Source organism: Yersinia sp. Marseille-Q5920 (assembly GCF_946902935.1).
GTDB lineage: Bacteria > Pseudomonadota > Gammaproteobacteria > Enterobacterales > Enterobacteriaceae > Yersinia > Yersinia rochesterensis.
The window spans coordinates 1-21710 of sequence record NZ_CAMPQA010000017.1; the positions used below are offsets into that span (position 1 = coordinate 1).

Sequence of the window (21710 nt, forward strand, 5' to 3'; positions counted from 1 at the left end):
GTGATTTGAGAGAAATTAAGATTTTCAGCGAAGTTCCGAGATTGGATTGGCTGGCTGTGTGATATTGCATAGCGGGTTAATTGAAACAGAATTTGCCTGGCGGCCATAGCGCGGTGGACCCACCTGATTCCATGCCGAACTCAGAAGTGAAACGCCGTAGCGCCGATGGTAGTGTGGGGTCTCCCCATGCGAGAGTAGGACACTGCCAGGCATCAAATAAAGCCGAGACCCCATGCCAAAAGCGTGGGGTTTTTGCTATGTGGAAAAGAAAAAGAGAAAAGCCTTCTGCTGCGCAGAGGGCTTTTTTTATATCGGAAAGTTGGTCGCGATTTAATGAAATATGAATCACTTATACCGGGATTCAGCCATAGCTTATCACTAAGCTGACAGAATACTTGGGTAACCAAGTACATGCTTGTCGCTCACAAAATGCAGAGTCACAGTTGGATATCCGACTTGCCTGGCATTGGGGCATGCCTTTTACCGAGAATAGAAAATATGATTTATTATGGTTGGACTGCTGGCTAAAACCATAAAAAAGGCCCCTTAGGGCCTTTTGTGAATAATGAGGATTAGTGAGAACTACTCTGAGAGGCGCCCAAGCCAGTTTGTGACCGTACAAACTGGGCTTTGAAGCGCAGGCGCTCTTGCTGGCCCTCAACTGAGTTATCTGTGATGGAGAAGAACCAGATCCCGACAAATGCCACTATCATTGAGAATAATGCTGGGTATTCATATGGATAGATTGGTTCTGCATGCCCTAAGATCTTGACCCAGATAGTTGGGCCTAAAATCATCAGGATCACCGCAGTCAGTAACCCTAACCAGCCTCCAATCATTGCGCCGCGCGTAGTCAGTTTTTCCCAATACATCGAAATGAAAATAATGGGGAAGTTACAGCTGGCTGCAATGGAGAATGCCAAACCGACCATGAAGGCAATATTTTGTTTTTCAAACAGAATGCCTAAGCCGATTGCGACAAGCCCTAAAACCACGACGGTGATTTTAGACACTTTCAACTCATCGCGCTCATTTGCTTTGCCTTTCTTGATGACGCTGGCATAAAGGTCATGAGAAACCGCAGATGCACCCGCCAATGTCAGGCCGGCGACGACTGCCAGGATAGTTGCAAAAGCCACTGCTGAGATAAAGCCTAAGAAGAAGCTACCGCCTACAGCGTCAGCCAGATGAACTGCGGCCATATTGTTGCCGCCCAACAATGCGCCAGCGGCATCTTTGAAGGCTGGGTTTGGGCCGACTAACAGGATTGCGCCAAAACCAATAATGAAGGTCAATATGTAGAAGTAACCGATAAAGCCTGTTGCATAGAACACACTTTTACGGGCCTCTTTGGCATCACTTACGGTGAAGAATCGCATCAAAATATGTGGTAAACCGGCAGTACCAAACATCAATGCCAGTCCAAGGGACAAGGCCGATATCGGGTCAGATACCAATCCCCCAGGGCTCATGATTGATAGACCTTTAGGGTGAACTTTAACGGCTTCGCTGAATAATGTATTGAAGTTAAAGTTAACCGATTTCATGACCATGATAGCCATAAATGATGCACCAGCCAGTAGCAATACCGCTTTGATTATCTGTACCCATGTTGTGGCCAGCATGCCACCAAACAGGACGTACAGCACCATCAGCAGGCCCACCAACACTACGGCTACGTGATAGTTCAAACCAAATAGCAACTCAATTAACTTACCTGCGCCAACCATTTGTGCGATCAGGTATAAAGCCACGACGACTAATGAGCCACAGGCAGATAATGTCCGGATAGGTCTTTGTTTTAACCGGTAAGATGCTACGTCGGCAAAAGTATAGCGGCCCAGGTTACGCAGGCGTTCAGCGATTAGAAATAGAATGATTGGCCACCCGATGAGGAACCCGATGGAGTAAATCAGACCATCGTAACCGGAGGTATAGACCAATGCGGAAATACCGAGGAATGAGGCCGCAGACATAAAGTCACCGGCAATCGCCAAACCATTTTGGAAACCCGTTATACGCCCACCCGCAGTGTAATAATCGCCACGTGAACGGGTGCGTTTTGATGCCCAGTAGGTGATATAGAGTGTTGCGCCGACAAACAGCACGAACATCACAATTGCTTCAATATTAAGTGGTTGGCGTTGAACTTCGCCGGTAATTGCCTCTGCCTGTGACAGCGCTGGCAGAGCTAATAGGGAAAGTACGGACCAATGGCGAGTCTTCATTGCTTCACCTCACGAAGAATTTCTGCCGTCAGACGGTCAAACTCGCCATTAGCACGAATAACGTAAATACCTGTAAGAACAAAAGAAATAATAATCAAGCCCACGCCCACAGGAATACCGCGAGTAATGGTCGCACCTGCATATAGTGGGGTGCCGAGCCATTGTGGTTCGAAAGCTATAAGGAAAATGAAACCGACATACAGCGCCAAGGTAATCAGCGACAGTAGCCAGGCAAAACGGCTGCGCTTGTGCACCAACTCTTTGAAACGCGGGTTATTTTCAATCTCTTGATAAATGTTGTCATTCATCAGAGTCTCTCCTTTGAGGCATTAAATAAGGTGCCGCCCGCAGGCGGCATAATTTACGACGGTGCTTGCATTGATTGTTTTTCTTCCAGTAATTTTTCTACGACACCCGGATCGGCGAGCGTTGAGGTATCCCCTAAGTTGCTGGTATCGCCAGCCGCGATTTTGCGCAGAATCCGGCGCATGATTTTTCCCGAACGCGTTTTTGGCAGTGAGTCAGTCCAGTGCAAGATATCGGGTGTGGCGATTGGGCCAATTTCTTTCCGCACCCAATTGCGTACCTCGGTATACAGCTCTGGCGTGGGTTCTTCGCCATGATTCAAGGTGATATAGGCATAAATTGCCTGTCCCTTAATATTGTGCGGAACACCCACAACAGCGGCTTCGGCAATTTTTGGGTGCGAAACTAGCGCTGATTCAATTTCGGCGGTGCCCAGACGGTGGCCTGAAACGTTCAGAACATCATCAACCCGGCCAGTTATCCAGTAATAGCCATCTTCATCACGACGCGCGCCATCACCACTGAAATACATGCCTTTGAAGGTTGAAAAGTAGGTTTGTTCAAAGCGGTCATGATCGCCAAACAAAGTTCGGGCCTGGCCCGGCCACGAGTCGGTGATGACCAAATTACCTTCGGCTGCACCTTCTTGTGGATTACCCAAATTGTCTACCAGCGCCGGTTGAACCCCAAAGAATGGGCGAGTCGCGGAACCTGCTTTCAGCTCCGTAGCACCGGGGAGCGGCGTTATCATGAAACCACCGGTTTCAGTCTGCCACCAGGTATCAACTATCGGGCATTTGCTGTTACCGATTTTGTTGTAATACCATTCCCATGCTTCTGGGTTGATAGGCTCGCCAACTGACCCCATGATGCGCAGCGAAGTACGTTTAGTCCCCTCGATGGCTTTGTCACCTTCGGCCATTAAAGCGCGGATAGCGGTTGGTGCGGTATACAGAATGTTAACTTGATGTTTATCAATGACCTGACCCAAGCGGTTGACACCGGGATAGTTCGGCACACCTTCAAACATTAAGGTAATAGCACCACAGGCCAGTGGGCCATACAGTAAATAGCTATGGCCAGTAACCCAGCCAACGTCTGCGGTACACCAGTAGATATCGCCAGGGTGATAATCAAAAACGTATTTAAAAGTGAGTGCGGCGTAAACCAAATAACCGCCAGTGGTATGTAATACCCCTTTCGGTTTACCGGTTGACCCGGAGGTATAAAGGATGAATAGAGGATCTTCTGCATTCATTTCTTCAGGCGGGCAGTCGGGCGAGGCGTCTTTAATCAGGTCATGCCACCATAGGTCTCGTCCATCTTTCCAATAACCGGTATTACCGGTACGTTGGAATACAACAACATTCTTGATACTGGTAATGGCAGGGTTTTTCAGTGCTTCATCGACATTTTTTTTCAGTGGAATTGCACGGCCAGCACGGATGCCTTCATCGGCAGTAATCACCAGTTTTGAGTTAGAGTCGATAATACGGCCAGCGACAGCATCAGGTGAGAACCCACCAAAAATCACTGAGTGAACGGCACCAATACGAGCACAAGCCAGCATCGCAACAGCAGCTTCTGGCACCATTGGCATATAGATAGCGACAACATCACCTTTTTTGATTCCCAGCTTTTTCAGCACATTGGCGAACTGGCAAACATCATGGTGAAGTTGTTTGTAGGTAACGGTTTTAGACTGATTAGGATCATCGCCTTCCCAGATAATCGCGGTCTGATCACCGCGCTCTGCCAAGTGGCGGTCTAGACAGTTTGCCGCAAGGTTCAATGTGCCGTCTTCAAACCAGCGGATACTGACATGACCGGGGTCGAAAGAGGTATTCTTCACCGTTTTATACGGTTTAATCCAATCAATAATCTTGCCATGTTCACCCCAGAATTGATCTGGGTTCTGCACTGATTGTTGATAGTATTGATGATATTGTTCTGGATTTATCAGGGCATGCTCTGCAATTGCAGCTGGAATAGGGTGTTTATGTATTTGGCTCATTATCATTCTCCTTGAGATTGTTAATAATATGTCAATAAATAGTTAGTTATAGTGTGAATGGATGTTTTGTTTCTTTTTTGGGCGGCAGATCACGCATAAAAGATGTTGATTTAGAGACTTACTTAATGCGCTGAGTGGTGAATCGATATCTTAATGATAGAAGAGGCACTATCTGGACATGCTATAAAGGAAAGAAAATGTGCTCATCGGCTCATTTTCAGTATGAAAAGGGGATATTGACAGGCTTACCTGATCAGGGATATTAACGCAGCGTGATTAACACGATATGGTATTAATGGTTAACTAGAAAATAATGTATTAATTTACATCTGAATGAGAAATATTATTCTAATATTTTTCTGTAATTAAAAAATTATATATATTTCAGATTGAAATATGCCATTAAAAATAAAATTATGAATGGCATAAATATGCATTTTAATATCTTTATTTTTCTAATTATCTTTTGAGAATTTTCTTAATAAAAGCCAGATTTGGTTGTGTAATATCCCAAATAGGCGGAGAATTACTGCAATCGGTTTTAACAAAATACAAACAAAATAAAGCATAAAACCAAACATAATAATGGATTATACAGTAATTTAATTTCGCTCATTTTTCCTACTACCCAGTTAAGCTGTTATTTGCTATTGATGAATTTTACTTTTTAAATAACAAATATTTACTGGGAATTAATGATTATTTTCACCGAAACCCGGCGCAGGTCTGATGTAGGCTTAGTGTAAACAAGGCTTGCAGAGGAGTGCCTGGAAATGATACTGATTTATAACGTGGACGGCTGGCGGGAGGCTGAACCACAGGTTTCATCAACTATAGCCCCGTATTTAATGATTAAGTATTCTATTTGAGGTACTTGGTAACTTGCCTTTTATTGAATGCTTTGAGGAATTTTTAGGGTATGAAAAGTTTAAAAATAAGTCTGGCCTGGCAAATACTCATTGCACTGGTGTTGGGTATTTTGGTTGGTGCAATTCTGCATAGCCAAATTGAATCAAGAGAGTGGTTAGTTAGTAATATTTTAAGCCCAGCGGGCGATATTTTTATTCGCTTAATTAAAATGATTGTAGTGCCGATTGTTATTTCAACCTTGATAGTGGGCATCGCAGGTGTTGGTGATGCGAAGAAGCTTGGGCGAATTGGCCTAAAAACCATCATCTATTTCGAAGTGATCACTACTGTTGCTATTATTGTCGGGATCACCTTGGCGAATGTGTTCCAGCCAGGGCACGGTATTGATATGTCTGCGTTGACCGTGGTTGATATCTCCCAATATGAAAAAACCACTGAACAAGTGCAAAGTGGTAGCCACAGTTTGGTTAGTACTATCTTGTCGCTGATCCCTGCCAATGTCTTTGCCTCTATGGCAAAAGGCGATATGTTGCCAATTATTTTCTTCTCAGTGTTGTTTGGTTTAGGGCTGTCTTCATTGCCAAAAGAAACCAAAGAACCACTGTTGAATGTGTTTAAAGCTGTATCTGAAAGCATGTTCAAAGTCACACACATGATTATGCGTTATGCGCCTATCGGGGTGTTTGGTTTGATCTCGGTGACCGTCGCCAACTTTGGTTTTGCATCGCTTATTCCACTCGCCAAGTTAGTTGTTCTGGTTTACGCCGCCATCCTGTTCTTTGCATTGGTGGTGCTAGGTACCGTAGCCCGATTATGTAAGTTGCGCATTTGGACATTAATTCGAATTCTGAAGGATGAGTTGATTCTGGCCTATTCCACGGCCAGTTCTGAGACTGTATTGCCACGAATTATCGAAAAAATGGAAGCTTATGGTGCGCCAAAAGCGATTACCAGTTTTGTGGTACCGACCGGTTATTCATTTAATCTGGATGGCTCCACGTTATACCAAAGTATTGCGGCGATATTTATTGCCCAACTTTACGGTATTGAGCTGTCCCTTGGGCAAGAGATTATTCTGGTGTTGACCTTGATGGTGACCTCAAAGGGCATCGCCGGTGTTCCGGGCGTCTCTTTTGTTGTCTTACTCGCGACATTAGGCAGTGTCGGTATTCCATTGGAAGGTTTGGCCTTTATTGCTGGCGTTGATCGTATTCTGGATATGGCACGTACCGCACTGAATGTGGTAGGGAATGCATTAGCGGTGCTGGTAATCGCCAAGTGGGAAAATCAGTTTGATGATAAGAAAGCCCTGGCTTATGAGAAGGCATTGTTTGCGCCGAAACAGATACCGGTTCAAAGCTAGCGGTTAAGCCCTTTATTATTTGTCAAAAATAGCTAGCAGCCCAAAATAGCTACCTATCATAAATTACTTATCAGTTAAAACCCCCCTGTTGGAGCGAGACTAACAGGGGGGTTTTTATTGGGCGTTCCGACCAAAGATGAGCATGTAGTTAATTCGTGGACATTATTCATTTAAACCTAAGCGATATGACCAGTGAATCAGTTCCGCGACTTTATGTGCATCCAGTTTTTTCATCATATTAAGGCGGTGGGTTTCAACGGTTTTCTGGCTGATCGAAAGTTGAGTTGCGATAATACGATTACATGAACCTTCGGTGATCAGTTTTAATATTTGTCGCTCGCGTGGCGTCAAGATGGTTTGATTAGCCTCACCACCTTGAGCCAATTTACTCAGTAAGGCGCTATTCAGTGCGGGGTCAATATAGCGCTTACCCGCAGCGACAGTTTGAATAGCTGCCAGCAAGATTTGCTGTGGGCTTTTCTTCAGAACATACCCTAGCGCACCATTATTGAGTGTTCTGCTGGCGTAATGCTCCTCATGACGAGCAGTCAATGCCAAGATCTTCATGGTGGGCCAGCGGCGGAGAAGCTGAATAATGACATCAAGACCATCCATTCCGGGTAGTCCTAAATCGATAATGACAATGTCTGGCTCGGTTTGACGACACAAGTTATACACATCCAACCCATTATCTGCCTGGCCGACAATTTGATAGCGTGGATAAGCAACAAGCATATTTTTAATGCCATTAATAATCAGCTCATGATCATCGACAATTAATAGTTTTGTGTTCATAAAGTGAATCCTTTACCTGATAATTTAAATAGTGCCACGGGGCCTTGTGGCTGAAATAGCCAATGGGTTATCTCTTCGAGGTGGGTAATATCTTCCTGTGTAATTACTTTCTTAGTATCAATGGCTATTTCCAGTTGGATAACGGCGTCTTGCAATTCAATTAATCCTGCTTGCCCGGCACAGCCTTTTAGAGTGTGAAGACAGTCTGATAATGTGGGGGTATGAGTAAGCGAGTTTCTTGCTTGTTGCAGTAAGTCTTGTAGTGATTTTAATATTTTCAATCGAAGTGAGCCGTCAGCTAGATTCAATAATGGTTGGGGCGTAGTTATTTGTGGAGTGAGATTAATCCCACGTTCGAGTTGAAATTGTGCCGTCAGATCCAGAACCTTAGCTAATTGACTGAATGTGACGGGTTTAGAAATATAATGATTCATCCCTGCATGATAAGCCCTTATTTTTTCGTCAGGGTTAGTGTTCGCACTAAGCGCTGTTATCATGCAGCGGTTATCCAGATTAATTGCATCATTACGCCAGCGCTGAGTTGTCATCAGGCCATCCATGCCTGGCATGCGAATATCCATCAGCACCAGGTCAAAATGTTGACTCTGCCCGATACGCAGCGCCACTTCGCCGCTCTCCGCCAGCGTAATGTTATGCCCCAATTGCCGCAGCATCATACCAGTAATATCACGATTAGTTTCTGCATCGTCGACCAGCAATATATTCATATGCCAAGGTTGTAGCGGGAGAGTATGTCGTATTTCTGGCAGGTAAGGAGTAGCGTGTCTTTTATTATCCAAATACTGTTTTACTTTGGTATATAAACGGCCTGGTAAGTAACATAATTCTTTCTCCGCCAACAGCGTCAATGGGAGGGAGTTAGATTGGTTATTTTTCGATTGGCAGGTTATACCCCAAGCAGATAATTGCGTCTGTAATGGTGAGAGGGGGGCATAGAATTCCCCCTTAAAAGGCATCGCGGGGGTTATTCCATTAAACGGCAGAGTTAATGAAAAACGGCTCCCAGAGTTTGGTTTGCTGTAAAGCGTAATGTGCCCCCCCATCATTTTGGCCAGATTATCCGCAATAGTCAGTCCCAGGCCCGTCCCTTGCCTATGGTCGTAAGTCTGAATAAAAGGGCGGAATATCTTCTGTTGATCCTGTAAATCAATGCCACAGCCGGTATCCTCAACAGTAAAGCAGAGTTGTTGGCCTTTGCGTTCAACAGTGAGGCTTATACTTCCTTGTTGTGTAAATTTAACCGAGTTGCCCAATAGGTTAATCAGGATCTGTTTTAGGCGCTGACTATCCAGCTCAAGCTCTAGAGGGATATCTGAGCTGACATAAGTAGAGAGAGCAATAGACTTACTGAGAACTTGGCTGTGAACAGTTAACATTGCCTGATCCAGCAAAGGTAATAACGCCGTTTTCTCTTGGGACAGTGTTAATTGTCCAGACTCAATACGCGAAAAGTCCAAAAGATTATTAATTATCGCCAACAATGAGTGCGAACACTGGCTAGCCGTTTCTGCTAGCCGATATTGTTCAGGTGTTAGATAGGTATTTTGTAATAATTCGACTGCACCTAGAGTTCCATTTAAGGGAGTACGAATTTCATGACTTATTGTTGTTAGATGAATACTCTTACGATGATTTGCCTGCTCGGCGACTAATTTCGATTTTGCTAATGCCAGTGTACGTTCTTTTACTTTCATTTCTAGTGTGTCGTATTGCTCATTCAATGTATCTAGTAAATTATTGTAAGCACGAGCAATATGACCTAATTCATCCATGCGTTTAACGGGTAATCTCGGCTCCATCGCATGTGGGCCAGTGGCACCAATGATATTGACAAAATTCCATAAGGGAATAGCCAGGTAATATCGTAGTAATAAAGAAAGCGCCAGGGTGAGTAACAGCAAAATAGCTAATGCAAAAGGGAGTTGATGCAATGAGGGCTTTGCTGCTTCCCAGGCAAAACCTATTCGTGGATAAATAACTAATTGTTGCCAGCCAGGGCCTTTCAGCTGAGTTCTTAGCACTAAATAATCTGGTGTTTGTTGCCAACCATCATGTAAGGGATTATTTTTCAACTGACGGAGAATTTCATATAACTGGTTTGACGGTATATTCTGTTGATAAAGAGGTAATAACTCACCATTCTTATCCAGCAATAAGTTAATGTCTCTCTGCTCAATTGATTGATTATTAGTGACTAATTCATTTAGTTTTAATGAGAATCCGGCTAACGAACCTTCTTGATCACAGGCGGCAACAGAAACATGCCAGCCACTTTTTTTTGTATACGTGGGTGCACCCCAAAAAATATTATCGTGGGTGGGAAACACAGGGAGTAAAATTAGCTCTTTGCGGCGTTGCTGCAAATAATCGTTAGATGCGTCTTGCGGTTTAAATATTGTAATCCCCTGATTTCTTTTAATCGTAAAACTATCAAGATAATAGGTTTGACCTGAAGTGCCATAAGCCTGTGTTACTTGAAGGTCATGCTTCGACTGTGGGGTATTACATATTATTGAGTTAACGAGAGTATTATTCATATTCTCGCCTTTAAGCGGTATAGGGAATCCCCAGTTCATTTGATGATGAGTTTGACGGTTGATCAGCGAGATAGCATCCCGTTCAGCCCCTTCAAATTGGTAATTGCTTAAATCTGCGCGTAATGACGCCATGTGTGTTAATTCATTTACTAACCGTTGACGTATATCTTCATATGAAAAGAATGCTGTTGTGGCAATTGAAATTAGCCAAATAGCCGTTAAGGTTATACCGAGTAAGAATGTCAATCGAGTGACGAGTGATGATGAATTTTCCATGAAGTCACCTGACTGTTTTTTTTAGTACGCCACAGCCTAAAAATGATATCAAGAATTACACTGATTTCATTACTGCTCGTTATAGATTCGTTTAATTATGAATTATGAATTATGAATTATGAGTAAATCAGGTTTTAACCTTATAACGGAGATTTGATTATAGAGGATAATTGAATCGTGGTGTTGCTGGAGTTATTGTCAATGTTAGAAATATTGAAAATGCAGGCGTTAATTAAAGATATTAATTTATCAGATACTCAAATTATGCACTTTACATTGAATGGTATCCCTGCCAAAGCGATGGATTATGACCATTCTATTTGTATTGGGCTTTTTTTTATTGAAAAAAAAATGATATCCGACTCGACGATTTATTATATTTCTCTCATGTTAATGGCTCTTGAGGATACGCAAGACTTTGCATTACAACTTAAGAGTAACGATTGGTGGCTTTGGTATCGGCATACTATTAGTGACAGAATAAACATTGATGATGAACATCATAAATTATCAATAAAACTGCATAAAATCAATGAGTTAGTTGATATCTTTAGCTCATTGGTAACTCCACTTAAAGCACCTAAAAAACGTATTCTAAGTGAACATAAAATAGATGTCAGCAAGGTGGCTGTATGAAAGAAATTGCTGGCTTAATATTGTTTTTTTTTATTTTTCAAGTCAATGGGAAAGATATTCCTTGGCAAGGTGAACCTTTTTTTATTTATAGTCGAGGTATGACGGTCACTCATTTATTACAGGATCTAGGGGTAAATTATGGAATTCCTGTGTTCGTTAGCCCAGAAATAACTGAAAAATTTAGTGGCAAAATACGGGATAAAACACCCGAGAAAATATTGTCCGAGCTGGCTGGGCTATACAATATTACTTGGTATTATGACGGTGATATCCTCTACTTCTACAAAACTCAATCTATTAAAAGGGAGCTTATATCTCCTGAAAGCTTGTCAACGGCTTCCTTAATAAAATATCTAAATCAAAGTGGTGTACCTGCGGCTAAAAACTGTACTGTAAAGGCTATTTCGCAACTTAATGTTATTGAAGTTACGGGGGTGCCAGTCTGCATTGAGCGTGTGAGTTCTCTGACTAAAATGTTTTCCGCGAAAGTTCGTGAGCAAAACCAAAATAAAGAAACAGTGAAAGTCTTCCAGTTAAAATATGCTTCTGCTGCTGACTCTAACTACCAGTATAGGGATCAACAAGTTAAATTACCGGGCCTTGTTAGTGTGCTACGAGAAATGAGTGCAGGTAATCATCTATCTTTGGGGGGCGAAAAGGAAACAGAGGGTGTACCTGCCAGCACGCCACTTTTTTCGGCAGACCCTCGGCAGAATGCGATTATTATTCGCGATCGCCAGGCGAATATGCCGCTTTATCGTAGTTTGATTACACAGTTGGATTTACGGCCTGTCCAAATAGAAATTTCGGTGACGATCATTGATGTTGATGCCGGGGATATCAGTCAGCTTGGTATCGATTGGTCAGCATCCACATCCATTGGTGGAACCGGTATCTCATTTAACAGTGGGGAACCTCAAAATAATGCCAATGGATTCTCCACCGTGATAGGGGATAGCGGAAACTTTATGGTGCGCCTGAATGCGTTACAAAAGAACTCACGCGCGCGAGTTTTATCTCGCCCATCAGTAGTTACCTTGAATAATATCCAAGCAGTATTAGATAAAAATGTGACTTTTTATACAAAACTGCAAGGTGATAAGGTGGCAAAACTTGAGTCAATAACATCCGGTTCATTATTACGAGTAACGCCAAGGATGATTGATTCTGATGGTGTGAAAGAAGTCCTACTTAACCTTAATATTCAGGATGGACAACAACAGGCATCAATCAGTAGCAGTGAACCTTTACCAGAAATACAAAACTCAGATATTTCAACCCAAGCTACATTGCGGGTTGGACAAAGTTTACTCTTGGGTGGGTTCATTCAAGATAAACAAATTGAATCACAAAATAAAATACCCTTATTGGGTGATATTCCTTTATTAGGTGGGTTGTTTCGTAATACCAATAAGCAATCCCACAGTGTTGTTCGGTTGTTTTTAATCAAAGCCGTACCGATTAACACAGGGGAATAATATGGTAGTACAATTCAAGCTTCGCATATTGGATGGTGAACTCAATGGCCGCGAACTGATTTTGCCTGAGGGAGTGTTTACTCTGGGGGAGCAGGGGGCGGATGTGCTATTGCCATTACATCAGGGGAAAATATTAACCTTGATAATCAGCGAGAACCAAATAATGCTACAGGTGTCGGGTGTTGTTTGGATTAATGGCTTGCGGCATGATTTACAACAACCCGTTCCTTTACGGCAAGTCATTGAAACAGCGGGTTTAGCATTGGTGCTCGGCGAGGAGAAAGATGTTTTGAGCGGAATAAGAGTGACCCGCCGTTCAGGATCTCGCTTGTTATTATGCTTATCTGTGGCGACATTTATCTTATTAGGCTTGTTATTCTCTTTTATATTTTGGTTTACACAGCAATCGAATCGGCTTTTTTCTTATCTTCCTCCCTCTATCCCAACACAATTATTGGAACAATTAAAAAGGCCCACTTTGGAGGGCGTAAATGCCGCCTGGCTAGCTGATGGCAGTGTTGTATTGAGCGGTCACTGTGCATCATCCCCAGCAGTTATCCAGTTGCAGAATTTTTTGATTTCGAACCATGTGGTATTTCGTAATCAACTAGTTTGTGATGATAGGTTAATTGCCAGTGTCAGTGAGGTATTACACCAGTATGGTTATCAGGATATAGACGTTAAGGCCGGTAAAAAAACAGGATATGTTGCTATCCAGGGTGCTATTGAGATGGGGGCGAAATGGTTAAGTGTTCAGGAAGCATTAGCAGCCATTGTAGGTTTAAAAGGTTGGACGGTTATTAATCCTCATGATGGCCAAATCCCACTTCTGATTGATCGTTTCAAAGAATTGGGATTATTAAGTTATCTAACTATGACGCAAAGTAATAAAGAGATCGTTATTAGCGGCGTATTGTCACTCGAGCAGCAGCAACATCTTAGGTTAATGCTAGCGACACTCAGTCAACAACCTGATGTATTTCCAGTCAGATATCAAAATATCCCAGCCTCGGATCAGGCCACTCAACTCCTCCCTGCGGCGATTGTTAGTTATGGTGGAAATAGCCATTCAAAATTTGTGCAACTGGCTAATGGTGTTCGTTTGCAGCAAGGTGCTGTGTTGGGAAATGGTTATAAGGTTATTTTGATTGGAGAGCAGAGTATCTCCCTATTAAAAGCATCTAACTTAGTACAAATACCGATGGATTTTTGAGAATAGGGAATTAATTGATGAGACATATTACGGACCTGGAAGATTGTGTTAAGTATGACTCTTTATCCATTCAGCAGAAAAAGTCGTTGCTAATAAAAGAAAAATCATTAGTTATTCATCAGTTGTCTCTCCAGCAAACACCGGAGAATTATAAGTATCTTAATGATATGTTATTAGCATTGGGTAGTGCAGAAAAAATCATAGAAACCTTAACTCTCCGTTACAAGAAGTAATTCAATTTATTATGCCTATTTTTAAAAGAAATTCAGTGAATATAAAAGACACTGATTAATGAATGAGGCAAAATTAATTTAATATCTCATGAATAGATAAGGATATATTATATGAATGATAGTAACCCTATTCAATACATGCTGGGTGATTTGCAGGGGAGGTATAGTAAGTTAGAGTCTGATATAGATAAACTTAAGGTTTTTCAACAGCATATAAACTTACTACAACAGCGGGCAGATAATGATAGTCAAGCAAGAGAAGTGTTATCACGACTGGATGCCGCTTTTCCTGATGGTTTTAAACAAGAAAAAGCCAAGATGATGGATTGTATTTCTCAGATGAGCATACAGTTTAAACAGTTAGAAACACAACTTAAGAATATTAATACCCAGAGAATAAGCACAGGTAGCGATGATCTTCCTTAAATATTATTTTAACTGGAATGTAGGAGTGTCTATATGTTAACAAATAATTATATCGATATGCCAAGACACGTTTCAACATATGCGGGAAAAGCATTAGGTAAGGACGCAATAAAAAAAACGGAGTCAGATACGATCAATGACTCAGATGATATTTTCAGTATAGGATTAGAAGTCTTATATTCATTTCTTGAAGTGCTTTCTAATATTGCCAGTAACAATTTTAAAGCTATGCAGGCGCGCTCAAAATATGCCAGTGATACGCAGGATATGTCTAACCAAGTCGATGAGGTTATTGCCAAAGCCGCGAAAGGAGACGATAAAACTAAAGAGTCTCTACCTGACTCGGTAATTGATTTTATGCGAAAAAATGGCATTACCGTTGATGGAATGAGTATTGATGAGTATTTAAAAAAGAATGGCCCAGAGCTGGATAAAGGGCAATTACAGGCGGTGAAAGCTTCATTAGATAATGAGAAGAGCCGGGCCACGGACACCATGAGCCAGGATCAATTGCAGTTACAGAAAATAATGCAAAGTTATAACGTTTGCTCCAATAACATCAGTACATTGCAGACCGGCTTAAAAGATTTACTGATGACGATTGCTCGAAGTTTCTGCTAACTCAATCGCGAGGGTAAGGATGGTGTGAAATGAGTATTCAACCCAGTGATGAGGTTATTAATTTTATGAGGCGTGGCGGTTCTCTGCGCATGTTAACCAAAATGAACCCACAAGATTTGGCATTGGTATATGAATACACCGTTCAGTTATGCCAGGGAAGGGAATATAACAGTGCCAAGCAGCTATTAAATCTATTAGTGCGACTGGATCATTGGAATTTCTCTTATTGGCTGACGTTGGGGGCGTGTTATCAGCAAACGGCTGATTTCCATCAGGCAATTTATTGCTTTAGTCGTGCGGGACAAATTCAGGTCGATGACCCCCGCCCATCTTGTTCTGCTGCGGAATGTTATGTGGCCTGCAATAACCGAGTTTATGCGGAAAAAGCTTTCCGCATGTCATTGAATTGGTGCCATTCGCACACTGAATGGACTGAAGTGAAACAACGAGCCGAGCGCGGCTTAGCGGCTTTACGGTTGGAGGTATGACATGCCCGATGCGATAGGTGTTAAAGCCACTTTTCTGAATGATTGTGCAATGGTGAATGCGGGTAAAAGCTCGGCTTTATCGCCGGTAAAAATGCCTGACTGGCGCGGTATTGCTGGGTTTCCTCCCTTAATAGATGCCAATACAAACTCGCCCAAAGTGACGCGACAAAATGCCCAAGGCGCACTCGATCGCTTGCTAACATCTTTACCGCGCTCGGGTTCAAATGAAGTGGGCAATAACCGACTTTCGCTTGACCGACTGGGCAGCACGGATATGCAACTCATTATGTCGATGGCCGGAAATCTGAATCTTGGGATTTTCTCTGATTTGTGCAAGTCGATCGGCAAGCAAATGGAACGTGCCACAGATGTGCAGGCTTTCTTGCGCGATAAACGCGTCGCTGAATATCAAAAACAGATTGATAAGGCGATTGAACAGGCAGATAAAGCCAAAAAAGCGGGCATTTTCAATGCCGTATTTGATTGGATTATCGGGGCTGCCGAAGTGGTTTATGGCGCGCTGAAGGTTGTTGAGGGCGTATTAACTGGCGATCCCGTCGCCATTACCTCGGGTGTCGCTTATTTAGCGGCGGGCACAGCAGGTTTGGTTAAAGCTGCAGCAGAAACGGCAATGTTATTGGGTGCATCAAAGGAAAAATGTCAGGAAGTTATTGATGTTGCAGGAAAAGTACAACTTGGCTTTGAATGTTTTGCTATGGCCATTGACCTGTTTCAGGCGGGCCGCGCAATCAATGCCGCCCGTGCGGTGACCCAAGGCGCGGGTGATGTGCTGACAAAGGGCGGCGGCGAAGCACTGACTGATGCTATCAAACGCGGAGCGACTGAAGAAGTTGAGCAGTTGGCTGGGCAGTTCGGTAAAGATGTGAGTCAGCAGGTCAGCCGTAATATCTCAATGAAAGCGATGGAAATAGAAATGGTTGAGGCCTCTAATATGGCGTCGACGGCGGCTAAGCAAGCGGTAAAGGCGGAAATGACTTTGGTGCGTAATATCACTAAATCATTTACCCACGAAGGCATTGAAAAACTGGTGAGTGGGGTGACGAAAAAATTGGCTCAGGATGCAATAAAAAAAGGGGTCACTCTCACCACAGAAGAATTGGGCCGGCAATGTACCAAAGCGATTATGAAAAAATCAATTAAGACCATTTTAAAAGATATTGCCACGTCACCTTTACTGATTATTCAAAAATGCAGTAGTGCGGCAGTACAAATTAATAATGGCCAGTTATCTATTCAGAATTCCGGGTTGCAAAAAGAGATTCAAAAATTAATTCTTGATCAAGATTTCACTCAATTTATGGATGAATGGGTAGAGAAAAATAAACAGCATCAGCTTAAACAACTCAAAGAAACGTCCCAGGATGCGCAAGATACATTGACAAAACTCAATGACAATGTCCGCCAGAATGGCATGTTGCAGGTCAGTATTGCGAGTTCATTGATATAGAGAGGTTATTATGGATATGACAGTAAATCATAAAATAATTTTTCCTGAGCAAAATAAAATTGCTACTGAAAAAGATAATGAAGAAATAGGAAATAAATTTACCTCAGACCTGTCCAATTTCTTGTCAGATTTGTCCAATATCATTTTTCAAATGAATATTTTATTTAAAAAAATGCGTGATTTATTGAATACCTATAATCAAAAGCAACAAATGTTAGGTTGGAATATTCAAGTAAGTTCAATGCAGAATAAGCGGGAAGCTATCGATAAAACAGCGGCTGGTGCCATTGCCAATGGTGTTTGTACTATTCTCTCGGGTGTGGTTAGCGGTGTGGGGGCGGCGGCCAGTTTAAAACTCGGTGATATTGCGACACATAGCGGCTCGGCGCTAGGGCAACTTGGTGCGGGTAGCGGTAAATTAGTTGAAGGAGATATGGCGCGGAATGCTGATTTGCTACGCATGACCAGTGATCTGCAAAGCACTGGTGCACAATCTTATAGTAAAAATATCAGTGAGTTGTCGGATAAGATGAATGAAGCCCGCCAAAACATGAAAGATTTGTGTAATGCCGTAAGCAATATGATGGGCCAAATTTCCATGGCTGTGAAGTTATGATATATGAAATATAACCCATGTAATGCTGAACAATACTTAAGTAATCAAGGCTGCACAGTCAAAATAGCTTACTTTGAAAATAGTGCATTTAAAATGGGTCATGAGTTTTTCCATTATGGCTATCGTGTCATTTACCGGGTTGAGCACAGTGAGTTTATTATTTGCCATCTAGAGGTCATAAATAATGATGGCCAGCCCGGTGATTTTTTAAAATTATTTAATTTATTACATCAATTAGGTATGAGTATTACTGACCTGTCGATAATCAGAATGATGATTGTTGATAATATTGCCAACCCAACTTTGCAGTTAATACGTCGCCGCCTTATTAAGTTGCTCATAGCCAAAGGTGCTTTCAATAAAAATATTGATGGTGATGATTGGTTATTATTTGATGTTAGCTAAGGGGTGATATGAGTGAGGATAATATCGAAAAGTTACAGTCTATTTGCGAAAAAATAAATGTCACATTGACGTGCAAAGGTATTATTAATACACAAATGATGAATGATAGTCAGGATGTTTCTCCTCAGGAGGTGCATACAAGATATGAACGAGGTTATCAGGCCTGGCTGGTGGATAATTATATTGCTGCAATAGAGGAGTTTTCTTGGCTGACATTACATTGCCCGCTAGAACCGCAATTTCATTTGGCTTTGGCGGGTGCCATGCAAATGCAGCAGGAGTTTACATTAGCGCTGAGTGCTTATGCTTGTGCACTACTTTTAGAGGCGCAAGATCCTGAACCAGTCTATCAAATGGCCGTTTGTTTACAGGCCATGGGAAATGGAGCGGATGCCCGAGAAGCATTACAAACTGCCATTGAAATGAGCTATCTTAACTCTGAATATGCTCCGACGGCCGAAAAAGCCAATCAATTATTAAATAGTATCTGAAACAGATAATACAGTTCGTATAAGCCATATTTAAGGTGGATAACTATGAGCCTAATAACTGCATCCGAAATAAATCAGTGTCCAGAGGTCATCTCCACATTTAATTCTATGGAAAAAAGTGTCAATCCGGCATCTGATGATAAAAAACCTATTCTTCTTGCTTTAACTGAATTGATGAAAAAGCTTGAGAATAATGCTATTAAAGAGGCAAATATTGGCGTTAATAGATTAGGTGACACTCAAGACTGTGAGCTTGTTGAATTAAAAAGTGCCAGAGTAAAATTAGCTAAGAAACAATTTTTTATTAATGTGATTGAATCGATTATTTCTCTGACTTCGTTTGTTGTCGGGGTTGGGATCAGTATTTGTAGCGGTGGTGTAGCAACCCCTGTTGCTGTTATTGCGGGCTTAAATCTTATGCTCTCACTGTCTAATTTGGCCTGTGCTTATCATAACTGGAGTTGCGCCAGTCAAAATAAAGAAGAACTGACGATGGGCAGCGATGCCATACAACAAGCTGTTTTTATGCTAGCTAGGCATTGCCAGGCATCACCGATAAATGCTAAAAAAATTGCCCGCTTCACTTCGTATTTTATTAGAGCTGGAATTGTGATTTCTCTCGGCGTAATCGGAGGGTTTATCCATCCGGTTATTAATAATAGTTTATGCTTACTCGCTAAAAATTATGCCCCAATATTAACCTCCATGATGAGTGTGGTCGCGGCGGGGGCTTTAGGAACCTGGATGAATCATGACAGTGATGCGAAAGACGCTATTATAACAAAATTGGTCACAACTGAAAAAGAGACTGTCGAAAGCTTAGCCTCTCTTGCGGGGGAGAAGAAGATATTAGCCGCACTTAAAGAGTTCATTAAGTTATCAGGAGAAAGTCAACAGAATATTATTAATGGGATTAAGGTTTAAGACGGATAACCCTGAGCGGTATTATTTGTCACTCTTGTCCAAGGACAATGACACTCGAAGGGATATGATGAAATCAATAAAATTTATTCTATTTCGGCAAGAGGGAATATTACGCATTGAAGGTGTCGGCCATACTGTGCCTGCCGGTAATTTAGTGATTACCGATGAGCAGGCGAGTGTGTCCTCTTTTTCACAAAGTACGTTTATTTCAATATTATGTCATTCTATCGATCTTTTACCGCTATACAAAGATTTAGCCAGTAAGATGGTGCAGCCGAATAAATTTCGCTTACCCCCAAGTGTTTGTGAACGCTATAAGATATTACCTGCTAATAACGATATTATTTGCGCGGCTGAGCAGTTAGTTGATATTGAGCGAAGTGCATCGTTACGATTTCTTTATCTTTATTGTTTAGGTCTGGAGCCTGTTTATTTCTCCAGACTACTAGAATCAATTGTCGGAACTAATAATGAGTTACTGGAGTTCTTTGAGAAAAACCGCCTTAACCCTTGGACAGTTTCGCGTTATGCCAATGAATTAGGTATTTCGACCCGTAAATTGAATTTCCTATTTTATGAAAAATTCGGCATGTCTGCGAAGCAATGGCTTTTGGATCAACGATTGAAAAAAGGGTGTGAACTGCTGCTATCCACGCGATTACGGGTAGCAGATATTGCCCTGGAGTGTGGCTTTAGTAATCACGCTCATTTCTCTGATAGTTTTCGTCGCCGTTTTCAGCAGTGCCCGTCACATATGCGGTCACTTATGGAATAGGAGGGGTTATGGACATAAACGCGTTAGTGAACGGGTTGGCACAGAGCATCAATAAGATTGGCCAGGATTTTCAAAGCCAAATGGCGTCCGGTAATCCCTCTGATCCTGAGCATATGTTAAAGATGCAATTCGCGATGCAGCAGTATTCGTCTTATATCAATTTCAGCAGTGCGTTGATGAAGGGAATTAAGGATATGACCAGTGGGATTATTGCCAAAATATGATTTTACTTTCAGCACCTTGCCGCCAGTTAGTGGTGGAAGCCGCATTGGCGGGAGTTAATCACAGCTTACTGGCAGAGGCTCGCGATATTCTTAACGTATTGCCCCAGTTAATTCCTGATCCTCAAGTGCGTTTAGTCTGTGAGGGTATGCTGTTATTTGGCATTAATCGCCAAAGTGAGGCATTGGCGTTATTGGCGACGTCCTCCTCTCAAGAGGCTCAGGGCATGTTGGCTTTGTTGCAACAAGGGATTGCTTGTTCTGCCAAGATGTAAACCTGCGCGATAAACATTTTTATTAAAGCGAGATTATCCGATGGAAATTGATGCTATCAAAGCCGCCGTTAAATTGAATATCCCCTCTCAGCCACCTGCCGACGTCCAGCACATCGCTAAGTTTGCTCAGTTAATGCAGCCGACTGAACCGGCCACGGCCATGATGTCTCCAGACCCATTGTTATCCATGCAGTCTGAATGGATGCATGCCACATTAGCCATTGATTTGACGGCTAAAGTTGCCGGTGTTATCGGGCAAAACATTAATAAATTGGTCAATATGCAATGAAACAGGTGCGGCGCACGGTAGCGCTATTACTGGTCGTGATGTCGCTTTCTGGCTGTGGTATGGAGTTGTATAGCGGGCTGTCGGAAGGGGAAGCTAACCAGATGCTGGCGTTATTGATGTTGCACCAAATCAAAGCGGAAAAACAATCTGAGAAAGGCGGGACGGTCGGGCTGAATGTCGATAAAAGTCAGTTTATTAACGCGGTGGAGCTGCTACGCCAGCATGGTTTTCCTCGCCAGCGCTTTGCCACCGTGGATCAGCTGTTCCCGTCGAATCAGTTGGTGACTTCGCCGGGGCAAGAACAGGCCAAAATGGTCTATTTAAAAGAGCAACAGTTGGAAAGTATGCTGAGCCATATGGATGGGGTGATTCAAGCTGATGTGACCATTGCCATGCCAGCGCCGACAGACGGGAAAAGCAGTGTCCCCCATGCTGCCTCGGTGTTTATAAAATATTCGCCAGAGGTCAATTTACTGAGCTATCAGCCACAAATTAAGAACCTGGTCCGCGATGGTATTCCTGGGATTGATTTTTCACAAATTAGTGTGGTGATGCAGCCCGCTAATTATCGATTCACTGCCCCGGTAACACGGCAACAAAGCCACTCAGAAGCGGCCCTACAATGGCTATTACGTCATGCCGCGACATTACAAATCGTCTTAGGCGCGTTGCTGGTGTTGTTGGTCGGGCTGTCGACCGCCTGCTTATTGCGCTATCTGCGGCGATAAATGGCCGGAGGAA

The 21710-nt window shown here is 42.6% G+C and carries 23 protein-coding genes and 1 rRNA gene; 19 read left to right on the plus strand and 5 right to left on the minus strand.

Annotated elements, in window-relative coordinates:
- Positions 1–95 precede the first annotated feature (95 nt).
- Positions 96–211: ribosomal RNA gene (rrf, locus tag OVO64_RS18695) — 5S ribosomal RNA — on the plus strand.
- Between the two features lie 361 nt (positions 212–572).
- Here the strand turns inward: rrf and actP are convergent.
- From actP to acs, 3 genes are read right to left on the minus strand one after another with little or no spacing between them, the layout of a single operon-like run.
- Positions 573–2228, minus strand: a complete 1656-nt coding sequence (actP, locus tag OVO64_RS18700) for a cation/acetate symporter ActP (protein WP_038637084.1) — start codon at positions 2226–2228, stop codon at positions 573–575.
- The gene (locus OVO64_RS18705; protein ID WP_004391748.1) at positions 2225–2536 is read right to left on the minus strand and encodes a DUF485 domain-containing protein; all 312 of its coding nucleotides are present in this window, start codon (positions 2534–2536) and stop codon (positions 2225–2227) included. Before OVO64_RS18705 ends, actP begins: the two co-directional genes overlap by 4 nt.
- 53 nt (positions 2537–2589) lie before the next feature.
- Positions 2590–4548 carry an acetate--CoA ligase gene (acs, locus tag OVO64_RS18710; RefSeq protein WP_038637082.1) on the minus strand — a complete coding sequence of 653 codons (1959 nt, stop codon included), beginning with the start codon at positions 4546–4548 and terminating at the stop codon, positions 2590–2592.
- 919 nt (positions 4549–5467) lie between these two features.
- Here acs and gltP point away from each other — a divergent pair.
- Positions 5468–6781: a glutamate/aspartate:proton symporter GltP gene (gltP, locus tag OVO64_RS18715; RefSeq protein WP_038637080.1), complete on the plus strand. Its 1314-nt coding sequence runs from the start codon at positions 5468–5470 to the stop codon at positions 6779–6781.
- A gap of 162 nt (positions 6782–6943) precedes the next feature.
- Here the strand turns inward: gltP and OVO64_RS18720 are convergent, their stop codons facing one another.
- Together OVO64_RS18720 and OVO64_RS18725 are read right to left on the minus strand one after the other, a co-directional pair.
- The gene (locus OVO64_RS18720; RefSeq protein ID WP_038637077.1) at positions 6944–7576 is read right to left on the minus strand and encodes a two component system response regulator; all 633 of its coding nucleotides are present in this window, start codon (positions 7574–7576) and stop codon (positions 6944–6946) included.
- The gene (locus tag OVO64_RS18725; protein WP_267248942.1) at positions 7573–10410 is read right to left on the minus strand and encodes a two component system sensor kinase; all 2838 of its coding nucleotides are present in this window, start codon (positions 10408–10410) and stop codon (positions 7573–7575) included. The genes OVO64_RS18720 and OVO64_RS18725 overlap by 4 nt, the downstream gene beginning before the upstream one ends.
- Positions 10411–10611: 201 nt before the next feature.
- Here OVO64_RS18725 and OVO64_RS18730 point away from each other — a divergent pair, with 201 nt between their 5' ends.
- The 17 genes from OVO64_RS18730 (at position 10612) to ssaJ (ending at position 21697) form a co-directional block, all read left to right on the plus strand.
- Positions 10612–11046: a hypothetical protein gene (locus tag OVO64_RS18730; protein WP_145509674.1), complete on the plus strand. Its 435-nt coding sequence runs from the start codon at positions 10612–10614 to the stop codon at positions 11044–11046.
- A complete protein-coding gene (locus tag OVO64_RS18735) occupies positions 11043–12524 on the plus strand; it encodes an EscC/YscC/HrcC family type III secretion system outer membrane ring protein (protein ID WP_120011004.1) in 1482 nt (493 codons plus the stop codon). Before OVO64_RS18730 ends, OVO64_RS18735 begins: the two co-directional genes overlap by 4 nt.
- A 1-nt stretch (position 12525) precedes the next feature.
- Positions 12526–13737, plus strand: coding sequence for a type III secretion system inner membrane ring subunit SctD (gene sctD, locus OVO64_RS18740; protein ID WP_038637073.1), 1212 nt, complete (start codon positions 12526–12528; stop codon positions 13735–13737).
- Between the two features lie 17 nt (positions 13738–13754).
- Positions 13755–13970 carry an EscE/YscE/SsaE family type III secretion system needle protein co-chaperone gene (locus OVO64_RS18745; protein ID WP_038637071.1) on the plus strand — a complete coding sequence of 72 codons (216 nt, stop codon included), beginning with the start codon at positions 13755–13757 and terminating at the stop codon, positions 13968–13970.
- Positions 13971–14081: 111 nt separating this feature from the next.
- Positions 14082–14396 carry a chromosome partitioning protein ParA gene (locus OVO64_RS18750; RefSeq protein ID WP_267248943.1) on the plus strand — a complete coding sequence of 105 codons (315 nt, stop codon included), beginning with the start codon at positions 14082–14084 and terminating at the stop codon, positions 14394–14396.
- Positions 14397–14429: 33 nt separating this feature from the next.
- Complete coding sequence (locus OVO64_RS18755; protein WP_145509466.1) at positions 14430–15017, plus strand: chemotaxis protein; 588 nt, start codon at positions 14430–14432, stop codon at positions 15015–15017.
- 29 nt (positions 15018–15046) lie between these two features.
- On the plus strand, positions 15047–15505 hold the full coding sequence (locus OVO64_RS18760; protein WP_038637067.1) for a SycD/LcrH family type III secretion system chaperone: 459 nt from the start codon (positions 15047–15049) through the stop codon (positions 15503–15505).
- A gap of 49 nt (positions 15506–15554) precedes the next feature.
- Positions 15555–16973, plus strand: coding sequence for a type III secretion system translocon subunit SctE (sctE, locus tag OVO64_RS18765; protein WP_315850458.1), 1419 nt, complete (start codon positions 15555–15557; stop codon positions 16971–16973).
- 10 nt (positions 16974–16983) lie between these two features.
- Positions 16984–17589 carry a chemotaxis protein gene (locus OVO64_RS18770; protein ID WP_038637063.1) on the plus strand — a complete coding sequence of 202 codons (606 nt, stop codon included), beginning with the start codon at positions 16984–16986 and terminating at the stop codon, positions 17587–17589.
- Between the two features lie 3 nt (positions 17590–17592).
- On the plus strand, positions 17593–17994 hold the full coding sequence (locus OVO64_RS18775) for a pathogenicity island 2 effector protein SseE (RefSeq protein WP_038637061.1): 402 nt from the start codon (positions 17593–17595) through the stop codon (positions 17992–17994).
- 8 nt (positions 17995–18002) lie between these two features.
- Positions 18003–18485, plus strand: a complete 483-nt coding sequence (locus OVO64_RS18780; protein WP_038637059.1) for a tetratricopeptide repeat protein — start codon at positions 18003–18005, stop codon at positions 18483–18485.
- A 45-nt stretch (positions 18486–18530) separates the two neighbouring features.
- Positions 18531–19409 carry a hypothetical protein gene (locus OVO64_RS18785; RefSeq protein ID WP_038637057.1) on the plus strand — a complete coding sequence of 293 codons (879 nt, stop codon included), beginning with the start codon at positions 18531–18533 and terminating at the stop codon, positions 19407–19409.
- Positions 19410–19476: 67 nt separating this feature from the next.
- Positions 19477–20184 (plus strand): helix-turn-helix domain-containing protein, encoded by a 708-nt coding sequence (locus tag OVO64_RS18790; RefSeq protein ID WP_186377392.1) that lies wholly within the window; start codon positions 19477–19479, stop codon positions 20182–20184.
- Positions 20185–20192: 8 nt separating this feature from the next.
- On the plus strand, positions 20193–20408 hold the full coding sequence (sctF, locus tag OVO64_RS18795) for a type III secretion system needle filament subunit SctF (RefSeq protein ID WP_032820403.1): 216 nt from the start codon (positions 20193–20195) through the stop codon (positions 20406–20408).
- Entirely contained in the window at positions 20405–20680 is a 276-nt protein-coding gene (locus OVO64_RS18800) for an EscG/YscG/SsaH family type III secretion system needle protein co-chaperone (protein ID WP_032820404.1), read from the plus strand. Before sctF ends, OVO64_RS18800 begins: the two co-directional genes overlap by 4 nt.
- A 40-nt stretch (positions 20681–20720) precedes the next feature.
- On the plus strand, positions 20721–20969 hold the full coding sequence (gene sctI / locus OVO64_RS18805; RefSeq protein WP_038637051.1) for a type III secretion system inner rod subunit SctI: 249 nt from the start codon (positions 20721–20723) through the stop codon (positions 20967–20969).
- Positions 20966–21697 carry an EscJ/YscJ/HrcJ family type III secretion inner membrane ring protein SsaJ gene (ssaJ, locus tag OVO64_RS18810; protein ID WP_038637049.1) on the plus strand — a complete coding sequence of 244 codons (732 nt, stop codon included), beginning with the start codon at positions 20966–20968 and terminating at the stop codon, positions 21695–21697. Before sctI ends, ssaJ begins: the two co-directional genes overlap by 4 nt.
- The last annotated feature ends 13 nt before the right edge of the window (positions 21698–21710 follow it).

What these genes read in the sequence shown, in the direction of transcription:
- actP (WP_038637084.1), bottom strand. Translation starts at nt 2,228, where the DNA reads ATGAAGACTCGCCATTGGTCCGTACTTTCCCTATTAGCTCTGCCAGCG.
- sctF (WP_032820403.1), top strand. Translation starts at nt 20,193, where the DNA reads ATGGACATAAACGCGTTAGTGAACGGGTTGGCACAGAGCATCAATAAG.
- acs (WP_038637082.1), bottom strand. Translation starts at nt 4,548, where the DNA reads ATGAGCCAAATACATAAACACCCTATTCCAGCTGCAATTGCAGAGCAT.
- OVO64_RS18735 (WP_120011004.1), top strand. Translation starts at nt 11,043, where the DNA reads ATGAAAGAAATTGCTGGCTTAATATTGTTTTTTTTTATTTTTCAAGTC.
- OVO64_RS18800 (WP_032820404.1), top strand. Translation starts at nt 20,405, where the DNA reads ATGATTTTACTTTCAGCACCTTGCCGCCAGTTAGTGGTGGAAGCCGCA.
- OVO64_RS18785 (WP_038637057.1), top strand. Translation starts at nt 18,531, where the DNA reads ATGAGCCTAATAACTGCATCCGAAATAAATCAGTGTCCAGAGGTCATC.
- OVO64_RS18725 (WP_267248942.1), bottom strand. Translation starts at nt 10,410, where the DNA reads ATGGAAAATTCATCATCACTCGTCACTCGATTGACATTCTTACTCGGT.
- OVO64_RS18750 (WP_267248943.1), top strand. Translation starts at nt 14,082, where the DNA reads ATGAATGATAGTAACCCTATTCAATACATGCTGGGTGATTTGCAGGGG.
- OVO64_RS18760 (WP_038637067.1), top strand. Translation starts at nt 15,047, where the DNA reads ATGAGTATTCAACCCAGTGATGAGGTTATTAATTTTATGAGGCGTGGC.
- OVO64_RS18780 (WP_038637059.1), top strand. Translation starts at nt 18,003, where the DNA reads ATGAGTGAGGATAATATCGAAAAGTTACAGTCTATTTGCGAAAAAATA.
- OVO64_RS18730 (WP_145509674.1), top strand. Translation starts at nt 10,612, where the DNA reads ATGTTAGAAATATTGAAAATGCAGGCGTTAATTAAAGATATTAATTTA.
- OVO64_RS18705 (WP_004391748.1), bottom strand. Translation starts at nt 2,536, where the DNA reads ATGAATGACAACATTTATCAAGAGATTGAAAATAACCCGCGTTTCAAA.
- sctI (WP_038637051.1), top strand. Translation starts at nt 20,721, where the DNA reads ATGGAAATTGATGCTATCAAAGCCGCCGTTAAATTGAATATCCCCTCT.
- OVO64_RS18755 (WP_145509466.1), top strand. Translation starts at nt 14,430, where the DNA reads ATGTTAACAAATAATTATATCGATATGCCAAGACACGTTTCAACATAT.
- ssaJ (WP_038637049.1), top strand. Translation starts at nt 20,966, where the DNA reads ATGAAACAGGTGCGGCGCACGGTAGCGCTATTACTGGTCGTGATGTCG.
- OVO64_RS18790 (WP_186377392.1), top strand. Translation starts at nt 19,477, where the DNA reads ATGAAATCAATAAAATTTATTCTATTTCGGCAAGAGGGAATATTACGC.
- OVO64_RS18745 (WP_038637071.1), top strand. Translation starts at nt 13,755, where the DNA reads ATGAGACATATTACGGACCTGGAAGATTGTGTTAAGTATGACTCTTTA.
- sctE (WP_315850458.1), top strand. Translation starts at nt 15,555, where the DNA reads ATGGTGAATGCGGGTAAAAGCTCGGCTTTATCGCCGGTAAAAATGCCT.
- OVO64_RS18775 (WP_038637061.1), top strand. Translation starts at nt 17,593, where the DNA reads ATGAAATATAACCCATGTAATGCTGAACAATACTTAAGTAATCAAGGC.
- OVO64_RS18720 (WP_038637077.1), bottom strand. Translation starts at nt 7,576, where the DNA reads ATGAACACAAAACTATTAATTGTCGATGATCATGAGCTGATTATTAAT.
- gltP (WP_038637080.1), top strand. Translation starts at nt 5,468, where the DNA reads ATGAAAAGTTTAAAAATAAGTCTGGCCTGGCAAATACTCATTGCACTG.
- sctD (WP_038637073.1), top strand. Translation starts at nt 12,526, where the DNA reads ATGGTAGTACAATTCAAGCTTCGCATATTGGATGGTGAACTCAATGGC.
- OVO64_RS18770 (WP_038637063.1), top strand. Translation starts at nt 16,984, where the DNA reads ATGGATATGACAGTAAATCATAAAATAATTTTTCCTGAGCAAAATAAA.